Origin of the sequence: Phenylobacterium sp., assembly GCF_025351295.1 — a bacterium.
Lineage (GTDB): Bacteria > Pseudomonadota > Alphaproteobacteria > Caulobacterales > Caulobacteraceae > Phenylobacterium.
This window is the reverse complement of record NZ_JANXWD010000069.1, coordinates 1-11,916: the sequence shown is the minus strand read 5'-3', so window position 1 is coordinate 11,916 and position 11,916 is coordinate 1. Positions and strand designations below refer to the sequence as shown.

At 68.4% G+C, this 11,916-nt stretch carries 12 protein-coding genes and 1 pseudogene; 7 read left to right on the top strand and 6 right to left on the bottom strand.

The annotated features are described in order from the left end of the window. The 3 genes from Q0R13_RS10685 to Q0R13_RS10675 all read right to left on the bottom strand — a co-directional run. On the bottom strand, positions 1-1,053 hold a 1,053-nt coding region (locus Q0R13_RS10685; protein WP_293903599.1), incomplete at its 3' end, for a ferritin-like domain-containing protein. A 129-nt stretch (positions 1,054-1,182) separates the two neighbouring features. Then, positions 1,183-1,596 (bottom strand): metallopeptidase family protein, encoded by a 414-nt coding sequence (locus tag Q0R13_RS10680; protein WP_293903597.1) that lies wholly within the window; start codon positions 1,594-1,596, stop codon positions 1,183-1,185. Then, a complete protein-coding gene (locus Q0R13_RS10675; protein ID WP_293903594.1) occupies positions 1,589-2,155 on the bottom strand; it encodes a hypothetical protein in 567 nt (188 codons plus the stop codon). Before Q0R13_RS10675 ends, Q0R13_RS10680 begins: the two co-directional genes overlap by 8 nt. A gap of 83 nt (positions 2,156-2,238) precedes the next feature. On the opposite strand from Q0R13_RS10675, the gene Q0R13_RS10670 reads away from it, so the two are divergent. The 4 genes and pseudogenes from Q0R13_RS10670 to Q0R13_RS10655 all read left to right on the top strand — a co-directional run. Continuing rightward, on the top strand, positions 2,239-4,560 hold the full coding sequence (locus Q0R13_RS10670; RefSeq protein WP_293903591.1) for a PAS domain-containing sensor histidine kinase: 2,322 nt from the start codon (positions 2,239-2,241) through the stop codon (positions 4,558-4,560). Positions 4,561-4,692: 132 nt separating this feature from the next. Further along, on the top strand, positions 4,693-5,220 hold the full coding sequence (locus Q0R13_RS10665) for a lipocalin family protein (RefSeq protein WP_293903589.1): 528 nt from the start codon (positions 4,693-4,695) through the stop codon (positions 5,218-5,220). Positions 5,221-5,261: 41 nt separating this feature from the next. Beyond that, positions 5,262-5,711 (top strand): DNA repair putative endonuclease MmcB, encoded by a 450-nt coding sequence (gene mmcB / locus Q0R13_RS10660; protein WP_293903587.1) that lies wholly within the window; start codon positions 5,262-5,264, stop codon positions 5,709-5,711. Positions 5,712-5,724: 13 nt separating this feature from the next. Further along, positions 5,725-5,955: pseudogene (locus Q0R13_RS10655) on the top strand (endonuclease domain-containing protein); the annotation flags it as partial. Positions 5,956-6,086: 131 nt separating this feature from the next. Here the strand turns inward: Q0R13_RS10655 and Q0R13_RS10650 are convergent. Both Q0R13_RS10650 and Q0R13_RS10645 read right to left on the bottom strand, forming a co-directional pair. After that, complete coding sequence (locus Q0R13_RS10650; RefSeq protein ID WP_293903585.1) at positions 6,087-6,644, bottom strand: ActR/PrrA/RegA family redox response regulator transcription factor; 558 nt, start codon at positions 6,642-6,644, stop codon at positions 6,087-6,089. A 75-nt stretch (positions 6,645-6,719) separates the two neighbouring features. Further along, the gene (locus Q0R13_RS10645; RefSeq protein WP_293903582.1) at positions 6,720-8,081 is read right to left on the bottom strand and encodes an ActS/PrrB/RegB family redox-sensitive histidine kinase; all 1,362 of its coding nucleotides are present in this window, start codon (positions 8,079-8,081) and stop codon (positions 6,720-6,722) included. Positions 8,082-8,144: 63 nt separating this feature from the next. On the opposite strand from Q0R13_RS10645, the gene Q0R13_RS10640 reads away from it, so the two are divergent. The 3 genes from Q0R13_RS10640 to Q0R13_RS10630 all read left to right on the top strand — a co-directional run bounded on the left by Q0R13_RS10640 (position 8,145) and on the right by Q0R13_RS10630 (position 11,524). Further along, positions 8,145-8,756: an SCO family protein gene (locus Q0R13_RS10640; RefSeq protein ID WP_293903579.1), complete on the top strand. Its 612-nt coding sequence runs from the start codon at positions 8,145-8,147 to the stop codon at positions 8,754-8,756. Between the two features lie 89 nt (positions 8,757-8,845). Beyond that, positions 8,846-10,177, top strand: a complete 1,332-nt coding sequence (gene phaZ, locus Q0R13_RS10635) for a polyhydroxyalkanoate depolymerase (RefSeq protein WP_293903576.1) — start codon at positions 8,846-8,848, stop codon at positions 10,175-10,177. A 291-nt stretch (positions 10,178-10,468) separates the two neighbouring features. Further along, on the top strand, positions 10,469-11,524 hold the full coding sequence (locus Q0R13_RS10630; protein ID WP_293903573.1) for a ribonucleotide-diphosphate reductase subunit beta: 1,056 nt from the start codon (positions 10,469-10,471) through the stop codon (positions 11,522-11,524). 1 nt (position 11,525) lies between these two features. Here Q0R13_RS10630 and Q0R13_RS10625 read toward each other — a convergent pair. Then, positions 11,526-11,916 (bottom strand): hypothetical protein (locus Q0R13_RS10625; RefSeq protein ID WP_293903571.1); only part of this gene is annotated, 391 nt, incomplete at its 5' end.

Below are 11,916 nucleotides of genomic sequence, written 5' to 3'. Positions count from 1 at the left end.
GGCGATGTCGTCGCCGACCATCTTGTCGCCCTCGTTCTTCAGCTCGTCGATGTCGACGTACATCGAATAGAAGCCCTTGGTGCGGTCGGTGATGATGCCGGCGTTGAGCAGGGTCTTTACCAGGACGCGGAAGATGTTGGTGGCTTCCTTCATGTCCTCGCGACGGGTCTCGTCGTTGATCAGCTTGCCCATCTCCTCGATCACCCGGTTGGGATCGAGGCCGAACTCCTCATAGAGGCCGACGTTCTGGGTGGGGGCCACGAGGTTGAACAGCAGCGTCTGGAAGCAGTGCGCCGCCCACATCTCGATGATCTCGTGCTCGGCCGCCGTCAGGTGGGGGATGGTGCGGTCGGCCCAGATCTTGCCGAACTTGTGGTGGAATGCCTCGTCGGTCATCACCAGCTGCGTCAGCTTCCGGGCCAGCGGGTCGTTGGTCTGATTGAACACGGTGGCGAAGGCGCCCATGGCCAGGCCTTCCACCAGCATCTGCATGCCGATGATCTTCTTGTAGACCTCGGGGCTGCCGATGATGTCGACCAGCAGGTCCTTCAGGATCGGGCCGCATTCCACCGGCCGGCCCCAGCGCGCCTTGATGTATTTGGCGAAGGCGGTGACGTGGCGGGCCTCTTCGCGGGTCTGGTTGGCGGCGTATTCCTGCGCGCCCTGGTCCTTCAGCACATGGCACAGGCTGGCCGACAGGTTCAGCGCGCCCTGCTCGCCGTGCAGGATCGAGGAGAAGGTGCGCAGCGCCTGGGCGTTGGCGAACCGCACGCGGTCCTTCTGGTCGGTCAGGATGGAATTGACGTAGTCGAGGCGCAGCGCCCCCACCATGGTCTCCGGCAGGATCATGATGTTCTCGATGTCGAACGGCTCGTCGAAGTCGATGTATTTCTTGTCCAGCGGATCCCAGAAGTGGTCGTGGGTGGCGCTGATGATCTTGTCGAAGGCGGTGGAGCGGTTGCCGTAGCGGTCCAGCTCCAGCATCGACTCGAAGTCGTCGGGCGCGACGGCGTCGTAGATGATGTCCTTGGTGATGTTGCCGTCGGCGGCCATGGGAGCGCTCCTCGCCTGTTCGAAGGCGCAGACCATGCAAGCCGATCCGTGTTCAGTCAATGAATATGACGGGGGCGTCACTTTCCTGGCCCACCTTCCCGTCCGCTGCCATGGCATGGGAGCGGACGTTCAGGCGCTGGCCTCGATCGCCTCGATGTCCGGGTCGCTGAGGCCGAAGTGGTGGCCGATCTCGTGGACCAGGACGTGGCTGACCAGCTCTTCCAGGGTGACTTCGCCGTGCTCGGCCCATTCGTCGAGGATCGGGCGGCGGTAGAGGAAGATGCGGCTGGGCTCGGGTTCGGCGCCGAACCCGGACCGGTCGGCCAGGCTGACGCCGGAATAGAGGCCGGTGAGGTCGAACGGGTCCTCGATACCCATCTCCGCCAGGATCTCGTCGGACGCGAAGTCGTCGACGCGGAACACCACGTCGCCGGCCAGCTTGCGGAACCCCTCGGGCAGGGCGGCGAAGGCGCGTTCGGCGATCTCGGCCAAATCGTCCAGGGAGGGCGCGCGGCCCGCCACGGAGGCGTCGGGGTCATTCATCGGGCATGACGATATGCGGCGCGTCGGGCGGACGGATTTCAAAGAGGCCGATGTCCAGCGGCTGCTGCGGCTTGGTGGGGCGCAGCGGGGTGTCGGCGATGGCGCGCAGGGTCTCAGGGTCCACCGCCGCCTTCGACTTGCGCGCGGCCCGCGCCTGGGGCGCCTCAAGCGGTCGCTCGGCCGTGCCGATCCGCCAGTAGGACACGCTGAGCCGCCAGACCGTGCGGGGCGGCTTGCCGGGCTCGGGCCAGCGGTGGCCGTCGGCGTTGGTGGGCGCGATGGGATTGGCGCGACGCGCGCCCCCGGCCACCTGCTGCACCAGCCGGCAGTAGCGGTCCTGCGCCTCCGGCACGGCGCCGGTGCGCTCGTCGTCGACCCGGCCGCGATAGGCGTCCAGCGCCACCTCGCGGGTGGCGAAGGCCGGGCCGACCGGGTCGCTGCAGAACACCACCGCCTCGCCGGCCCGGCGGCGCGCGTCGCTTTGCCGGGCCGCGCGACCGGCCGGACGCGAGAGCGCGAGCTCGGCATTGACCGCCACGGGGTAGAGGATCGCCGTCATCGGGCGCATTCTCGCTGAAAATGCCGTCGGATAGAACGCCGCCCGCGCTCTAAGCTGCACGGGATTGATTCGCCGGGTAGTCGATGAGCGCGCACGAACTCATGCTGGCGGCCGCGGCAGGTGCGGTCAGCCTGGCCATTTCCGCTGTTCTCTGGGCCTTCGCCCAACGCCGCGCCGCCGACCGCCGGGTGGCGGAGCTCAGCGTGCGCGTCCGCCAGCTGGAGGCCGGGGCCGAGACCGCCCAGGCCTCGGTCGAGGCGTTCGATTCCGCGCTGCTGGCCGTCGAGGAGGGCCACGCCCTGCTGGCCTCCGGCGAGGAGAGCCTGGCGGTCTGCCGCGAGGCGCTGGGCCTGGCGGAGACCGATCCGCAGGCGGTGCTGAACGCCCTGATGCGCGCCGACCCCGACCATGCGCGGCGCCTGCGGGCGCTGTTCGAACGCGGCGAGGCCTGCGCCTTCGAGGTCAAGGGCCCGGCCGGCGTGGTCACGGTGGAGGGCCGCGCGGCGGGGGCGCTGGCGTGGCTCAGGATTTCGGCCGTGCTTGGCGAAGACCAGGGCCTGCCGACCGCGCCGCGCTTCGCCGCCTTCCTGAATGCCCGGTCCGCGCCGGCCTGGCTGGCGGCGGCGGATGGCTCGCCGATCTGGGTCAACGGCGCCTGGCTGAAGGCGGTCGACGCCGCCAGCCTGGACGAGGCCGCCCAGCGGGGCGCCGCCTTCGACCGCGGCGCCGACGCGCTCGCCAGCGAGGCCGCGAACCTGGGGCAACGACGCGAGGGCCTGCGGTGGCTCAGCCTGGGCGGCCGCCGGCGCGCCTTCCAGATCACCGCCCAACCGCTGGACGGCGGCGGCGTGGGCGTCTGGACCGACGACGTCACCGACCTGGAGGAAGCCCGCGAGGAGACCAAGCGCAACATCGAGGCGCACGACGAGACCCTGAACCGGCTGGACGACGCGGTGGTGATCTTCGACCGCGCCAAGCGGCTCAGCTTCCACAACACCGCCTTCGCCGCGCTGTGGGGCCTGGAGCCCGCGTGGCTGATCGAGCGCCCGACCCACGGCGAGGTGCTGGACCGCCTGCGCCAGCGCCGCCGCCTGCCGGAGACCGCCGACTACGGCAAGTGGAAGGCCGCCGAGCTCAACCGCTACGAACAGCTGGACGCGGCGCCCGACGACCTGTGGAGCACCCCGGACGGCAAGACCCTGCGCGTGGTGCGCCAGCCGCATCCGCTGGGCGGCCTGTTGCTGCTGTTCTCCGACATCACCGACGACCTGAAGATGAAGGCCCAGTTCAGCGCCCTGGTGGAGGTGCAGCAGGCGACCCTGGACAAGCTGTCGGACGCCGTGGCGGTGTTCGGCTCCGACGGGCGGCTGCGGCTGCACAACGAGTCGTTCGAGCGGTTCTGGAACATCACCCCACTGCAGCTGGAGGCGGCCGGCGATTTCGAGGGCATCGTCGACCTGTGCATTCCCAAGCTGCACGACATGTCGTTCTGGAAGGAGCTGAAGGGCCGGGTCGCCGACCCCGATCCCAGCGCGCGCATGCCGATCACCGGCGAGGCCCAGACCTCCGACGACCGCATCGCCGAGTATCGCACCCGGCCGCTGCCGGACGGCGCGACCCTGATCGCCTTCACCGACGTCACCGACGCCAAGCGGCTGGAAAGCGCGCTCGCCGACCGGGTTCAGGCGTTGAGCGAGGCCGAGCGGCTGAAGCGGGATTTTGTGGGCAATGTCTCCTATGAGCTGCGCACCCCGCTCACCACCATCATCGGCTATTCGGAGCTGCTGGAGCATGCCGGCGACGCCCTGCCGGAACGCGCCCGCGGCCACGCCGCCTCGGTGAAGGCCGCGGCCATCCAGCTGGCCCGCTCGATCGACGACGTGCTCGACATGGCCCAGATCGACGCCGACGAGATGGCGCTGGACCTGTCGGAGGTGAACGTCGGCGACCTGCTCATGGAGGTGACCAGCCGCTGGCGGGTCGAGGCTGAGCCCGGCAAGGTGGCCATCGTCCTGGAGCGGCCCGACGACGTAGGCTCGATCCGCGGCGACCGGCGGCGGCTGTCGCAGGTGCTGGACCACCTGATGGAGAACGCCATCGGCCAGACCCCGCCCGGCGGCACGGTGACGCTGGCCGCGCGCAAGGCGCTGGGCGAGGTGCAGCTGCAGGTCTCCGACACCGGGCGCGGCATCCCGTTCCACGTCCAGGCGCACATCTTCGACCGCTTCATCGGCCGCGAGCGAGGCGGCCCCGGGCTGGGGCTGGCCCTGGTCAAGGCGCTGACCGAACTGCACGGCGGCTGGGTGGCGCTGGAAAGCGAGCCCGGCGCGGGGGCCACCTTCACCTGCCACCTGCCGGAAGAGGCCCGCACCGTGAGCCAGCCGGAGCTCGGTTTCGCGCGGTAGTCGTCCCGGCTCGCCAGGACAGGGCGCCGCCCCTGACGAACCTGTTCAGATCGCGGTCATCTGCGCCTGCGTCCCTATGGCGCGCGCCGGGAAGCGTTGATCCGTCACCCGAACCCTCTATTGCAGTGCAACATGATCCAGCGTCTCGCCTTCGCCGCACTCGCGGCCTGCCTGCTGCTCGCGCCCGCCGCCGGCCAGGCGGCCCCCGAGCCGACAGGCCGGATCGAGATCGCCCAGATGATGGGCCGCTGGTACGAGGTGGCCCGGGTCCCCAACAGCCTGCAGACCGGCTGCCAGGCCGGGGCGTCGGACTGGACCGCCGCGCCGCGCGGCTTCGCCGTGGTGCAGTCCTGTCACAAGGGCAGTCCCGACGGCCCGCTCTCGGTATGGAAGGCCAAGGCGGTGGTCGCAGACCCGCGCACCAACGCCCGGCTGAAAATGAGCTTCTTCGGCGGGATCGTGACCCAGGACTATGTGGTGGTCGAACACCGTCCGGAGCAGGGCTGGCTGGTGCTGGCCACCGCCAACGGCAAGTACCTGTGGCTGATGTCGACCCGGCCCACCCTGCCGGCCGCGATCAAGGCGCAGGCCGTGGCGCGCATCCGCCAGTTGGGCTTCGACGTCGGCCGGCTGGAATTTCCGGCGCCGGCGCGCGGCTGAGGCCTCTTGATATCGGAACGTAGCCGGAACAAGGTTTCGGCATGGACGTTACCGTCGTCACCGTCTCGCGCCCCGAGACCACCGCCACCGTCACCCGCGGCGCTGCGCGCCTGCTGAGCGCGCTGGGCTATGCGCCGCTGGCCGAGGTGACCCTGCCGAACGCGCGGCGCGCCGACCTGATGGCGCTGGGGCCGAAGGGCGAGATCTTCATCGTCGAGGTGAAGTCGGGGATCGAGGATTTCCGCGTCGACCTGAAGTGGCCGGAGTACCGGCCCTACTGCGACGCCTTCGCCTTCGCCGTGGCCCCGGAGTTCCCGCGCGAGATCCTGCCGGAGGAACCGGGGCTGATCGTCGCCGACGCCTTCGGCGGCGCCATCCTGCGCGAGGCCCCGGTGACGCCCCTGGCCGGCGCGCGGCGCAAGGCCCTGACCCTGGCCTTCGCGCGGTTGGCGGCCCTGCGCGCGGGGGGTGTGATGGCGACGGAACTGTGACCGGCGTCAGGTCCCCGTCGGCCGCTACATCGTCGACTTCGTGTGTCTGCGCCATCGGCTCGTGATCGAGGCGGACGGGCCATTCCACGACACCGAGCATGATGGCCAGCGAGACGCTTGGCTGGCTTCGCAAGGCTTTCGCGTCCTGAGGTTCAGCAACAACGACATCTACAGCCGCGACTGGCAGGTCGTTGGCGCCATACTGCAAGCCGCTCACGTTCCGGGGGCCGATCCTGAGGTCTGATTGACCCCTCAGCCGACCCGCTGCGCGGGCCACCTTCTCCCGCAGGGGGAGAAGGGCAGAAAAACGGCTACCGCCAATCCGCGCCGCCCTGCGGGCGGCCGTGGGATGACGGCCTTTTGGAAGGGTGGGATTTACCGTGGCGCGCGCTTGGCCAGGATGCGCTGCAGGGTTCGGCGGTGCATGTTCAGGCGGCGCGCGGTCTCCGAGACGTTGTGGTTGCAGAGTTCGTAGACGCGCTGGATGTGCTCCCACCGGACCCGGTCGGCGCTCATCGGGTTTTCCGGCGGGGCCGGTGAGGCGTCGCCCTTGGCCAGCAACGCGCGGACCACGTCGTCGGCATCCGCCGGCTTGGAGAGGTAGTCGACCGCGCCGGCCTTCACCGCCTGCACCGCCGTGGCGATGTTGCCATAGCCGGTGAGCATGATGATCTTGGCGTCGGCGCGCGCGTCGCGGAGCGCCTCCACCACCTTCAGCCCGGACCCGTCCTCCAGCCGCATGTCCAGCACCGCATAGGCCGGGGCGTGGACCTTCACCGCCGCGATGGCCTCCTGCACGCTGCCGACCAGAGTGGGCTCGAAGCCCCGCTGTTCGAGGGCGCGACCGAGGCGGGTCCGCAGGGGTGCGTCATCATCCAGAACCAGCAGGCTCTTGTCGGCCAGTGCGGTGACTTCGGCGGACAGATCGGTCATGCGTCGTCCTTCCTCTGAGGGCTGTGGCGGAGTGTCGCACCTAAATGCATTTGCGCAAGCTTCGCCGCGTGTACGTCAAATTACCTCAACTATTGAGCGAGCCCAGCGTGCAGATACCACCGCACCGCGTGGTTTGCCGTTCCGGAAGGTCACGGTGGCGCCCGTTCGTTCTAACAGCGTCTTGGAGATGAAAAAGCCCAGTCCCATCCCGATATGGCCGGTGCGCGAACCTTCCGCCCCCGGGCGGGTGGTCACGTAGGGCTCGCCCAGCTTGGCCAGGATCTCCGGCGCGAAGCCGGGGCCGTCGTCGCGGACCTCGATGGTCACGCTGTCGGCGTCGAAGCGGGCGGAGACCAGGATCTCGGACTTGGCGAAGTCGACGGCGTTCTCCACGAACGAGGTGAAAGCGTGGGTGATCTCCGGCAGGCGGCGGATGTCAGGGCTCTTCACCCCCTTGGCGCCGGTGACGATGGCCTCGACGCGGACCTCTCGGGAGGTGTTGGCGTGGGGCTCGATCACCTCCTGCACCAGCTGGCGCAGGGACAGCCGCTCATGGACCTCGTCGGTGGCTTTGTCCGGGGTGGCGGCCAGGCGGCGCAGGATCTCGCGGCAGCGCTCGGCCTGCGACCGCAGCAGCTCGGCGTCCTCCTTGACCTGGGCGGTCGGCGCCTCGCGGATCATCTCCTTGGAGACGATGGAGATGGTGGCCAGCGGGGTGCCCAGCTCATGGGCGGCGGCGGCGGCCAGGGCGCCCAGCGCCGAGAGCCGCTGCTCGCGCGCCAGCACCGCCTGGGTGACGTCCAGGGCCAGGGCCATGCGGGCCGCCTCCACCACCGACTGGCGCACGAAGCCGGCGATCAGGCAGATCCCGGCGACGTTGGCGATGCCGGACATGATCCGGTACTCCACCGTCAGCCGCGGCTCCGGCGCCACCGAGGGATAGCCCAGCGCCACCACCGACAGCGCCAGCGACGCCACCGAGGCCAGGCCGCCCAGCAGCAGCAGGGGCCTGAGCGGCAGGGTGGCGGCCGCCAGGGTTACCGGGGCGATCAGCACCAGCACGAAGGGGTTGGCCGTGCCGCCGATGAAGCCCATCAGGATGGTGGTCTGGGCGATGTCGATGGCCAGCTGGCCCAGCGCCTCGTGGTCGCTCAGCACCCGCTGGGCGACCGACGTCCGGGCGGTCAGCACATTCACCCCGACCCCGGCGGCGACCACCAGGGCGCAGAGCAGATACGGCGCCTTGTAGTCGAGGCCGAACCCCATGGCGGCCAGCAGCAGGGCCTGGCCGACCAGCACCATCCAGCGGACATTCACCAGGGTGCGGACCCGCAGGTGGCCCCGGCGGATGGCGGCGGTGTCCCAGACGTCTTGCGCGCCCGCGGGGGCGGCCGTATCGAAAGCCGCGGTCGGGGCGTAGGCGTCCGTCATGGCCATCGGGCCGGCGCGCCGGCGACCCGGAACCGACCCCCAGGGACTCTACGCCAAAGGAACGTCCACATGTCCAAGCGGATCCTGGCGCTCATCGCGCTCCTGGCCCTGGCGCTCGCTGTTCTCACCGGCCTCGCCGTCCGCAAGGGTGTGCTGGGACCCCAGACCGAAACGGTTGCCATCGGCGGACCGTTCCAGCTGATCGACACCTCAGGCGCCACGGTCAACCAGGAAGTGCTGAAGGGCAAGTGGAGCGTGGTGTTCTTCGGCTTCACCCATTGCCCCGACATCTGCCCGACCACCCTGTTCGAGCTGGCCCAGGTTGAGCCGCTGCTGGGCGGAGCGGGCAAGCACTTCCAGACCGTCTTCGTCTCGGTCGACCCCGGCCGCGACACCCCGGCCCAGATGCGGGCCTATGTCGCCAATCCGGCCTTCCCCAAGCGCCTGCTGGGCCTGACCGGCTCCCCCGCCCAGGTGGACGTGGCCGCCAAGGCCTACCGCGTCTACTACCAGAAGCAGGGCGAGGGGGCGGACTATGTCGTCAACCATGCCGCCTACAGCTACCTGATGACCCCCAAGGGCCGGTTCGCCTGTGTGCTGCCCTATGGCGAGGGGCCTGAAAAAACGGCGGCCAGGATCGAGACCGCCATGAAACTGGGCCCGAACGCCGAGCGCTGCTGAAGCTTTGCCGCCGCACGCCACGTAACGCTTGCGGAGCTCGTTAAGGTTCCGCATGTTATGTTGCAGCGCACCAAAGGCGGGCGACCCCAATGCTCTACAGCCTCTATGAAGCCGGCTACTATGCCACCTCTCCCCTGCGGCGGATGGCGCTCGCCGCCCGCGATTTCTGGAGTTCGCCGCTCAATCCGGGCGCTCAGAGCGATATTGGGCGCCGGATGTTCGCCAATACCGACCTGTTCGCCAACCTGACGCGGCGCTACGGCAAGCCCGACTGGAAGATCGACCACGTCGTGATCAACGGCAGGCAGGTGCGGGTGCGCCCGACCACCGTCTGGTCGAGCCCCTGGTGCAAGCTGACCCACTTCGCGCGCGACACCTCCGACCTGCGCCGCGCCGGCAAGACCGAGCTGGAGCCGGCGCTGCTGATCGCCGCCCCGCTCAGCGGCCACTACGCCACCCTGCTGCGCGGCACCGTCGAGGCCTTCCTGCAGGACCAGGAGGTGTTCATCACCGAATGGACCAACGCCCGCGACGTGCCGTTCCTGGAAGGCCGCTTCGATTTCCACGACTACATCGACCACATCCGCGAGATGCTGCGCCAGATGGGGCCGCGGCCGCACGTGGTCGCCGTCTGCCAGCCGGGCCCGCCGGTGCTGGCCGCCGCGGCCCTGATGGCCGAGGACAAGGAAGAGAGCCGCCCCGGCTCGATGACCTTCATGGGCTCGCCGATCGACGCGCGCCTGTCGCCGACCGTGACCAACAAGCTGGCCGAGGATCGGCCCTTCGGCTGGTTCGAGAGCAACATGATCTACAACGTGCCGCCGCCCTATCAGGGCACCGGCCGGCGCGTCTATCCGGGCTTCGTCCAGCTGGCCAGCTTCATGTCGATGAACCTGGAGAAGCACAAGGAAGCGCACCGCAACTATCTGCAGCAGCTGATGGACGGCGACGGCGACAGCGCCGACAAGCACCTGGAATTCTACGACGAGTACCTCTCGGTCCTCGACCTGACCGAGGAGTTCTACCTCCAGACCATCGACGTGGTGTTCCAGCGGCACCTGTTGCCGAAGGGCGAGCTCTTCCATGGCGAGCGCAAGGTGAAGCCCGAGCGGATCACCGACATCGGCCTGATGACCGTCGAGGGCGAGAACGACGACATCTCCGGCATCGGCCAGACCCAGGCCGCCCACTTCCTCTGCCTCGGCCTGCCGCCGGAGCTGAAGGAGGACTACATCCAGCCCCACGTCGGCCACTACGGCGTGTTCAACGGCAAGCGGTTCCGCGAGGAGATCTATCCGCGGGTGCGCGAGTTCATCCACCGGATGGAGCACTCGACCATGGTCCACGGCTCGCGGCCCAAGCCCCCCGCCCGCCCCCCCGCCGAGATCGTCCCCATCCGCCCCCGCGCCGCCAAGGTCTGACGGGCGGGGTTGGCGCATCCGGTCTCCTCACCCGTAAGAGGAGGGGGACCGCCCGAAGGGGGGTGGAGGGGGCCCACCGCTCAGATTCATCCTGCAAGCCCCCTCCACCCTGCTACGCAGGGTCCCCTCCCCCTACGGCTGAGGAGAAGGGCGCCCGCCGTGCCATGTGGAACATATCCACCGGCCACGATGTTCTCCGTGGAAAACCCCTACATGCGGCGTGGAGGCAGCTTTACGACCACAAGATGTTGATACACTCTGAGCCCAATCCACCAGTGGGCAGGCGACTCGATGACTCAGAAATCCCCATCCAACATCCGCCAGCTCCCCGGCCTGCTCACCCCGTCCCACGCCTACAAGCCGTTCCGCTACCCGTGGGCCTACGACTTCTGGAAGAAGCAGCAGCAGGTCCACTGGATGCCCGAGGAGATCCCGCTGGGCGAGGACCTCAAGGACTGGGCCACCAACCTGAACGACCGGGAGCGTAACCTCCTGACCCAGATCTTCCGATTTTTCACCCAGAGCGACGTCGAGGTGAACGACAACTACATGGAGCGCTACGCCCGGGTCTTCAAACCTACCGAGGTGAAGATGATGCTGGCGGCGTTCTCCAACATGGAGACCATCCACATCGCCGCCTACGCCCTGCTGCTCGAGACCATCGGCATGCCGGACGCGGAGTTCACGGCGTTCCTGGAATTCCAGGCGATGCGCGACAAGCACGACTACATGCAGAAGTTCGGCGTCGAAACGAACGCGGATATCGCCAGAACGCTGGCCATGTTCGGCGGATTCACCGAGGGGCTTCAGCTGTTCGCCAGCTTCGCCATGCTGATGAACTTCCCGCGCCACAACAAGATGAAGGGCATGGGCCAGATCGTCAGCTGGAGCGTCCGCGACGAAAGCCTGCACTGCGAAGGCATGGTCAAGCTGTTCCACGCCTTCAACGCCGAGACCGGCTGCGTCACCAAGAGCGTCGCCGACGACATCGTCGACTGCTGCAAGACCGTGGTGGGCCTGGAGGACAAGTTCATCGACCTGGCCTTCGAGGCCGGCGAAGTCCAGGGCATGACGCCGGAAGACATCAAGAAATACATCCGCTTCATCGCCGACTGGCGGTTGCGGCAGCTGGGGTTGCCGGAAGTCTACGCCGCCCGGGAGAACCCGCTGCCGTGGCTGCAGTCCATGCTGAGCGGCGTGGAGCACGCGAACTTCTTCGAGGCGCGGAGTACGGAGTACTCGAAGGCGGCCACGCGGGGGCAGTGGCATGGGGATGGCGGGGTGTGGGCGGAGTTTGATCGGGTAAGGGCGGGACGGACTGGCGCTGAGGTCGTGGCGGGGGAGTGAGTCAGGCCTGCCAGAACGTGAGTTGATAGGCATCGATGTCTAGGTCGGGCTCGTCGGGAAAGTAGACCGTGAAACTGCGGTCCGGAAAGTCAGCCTTCAGCTTGACCTCATAGATCGCTTTCAGCGTCCGGCCGAGATAACGCGCCTGGGCCTCTGTCAGGGTCTCGTCATTGCAGTGAAGGTCAACCATGTGGTTGTGCAAGGCTTCGACGTCACGGCGCTCCGCCTGAGGCACAGGCCTGGCTTTGGCGGTATCTTCTGGCGTCCACGCTCCGGTACGCACGCAACCGCCGACGAGGTGGAAGGTGGGCCAGAAAATCAGGCTGTAGCCAACCGCCAGATCATAGCTGCCCTTCATCGCGATCCAGTCGCGCGCATCAACGTCGCTGTCG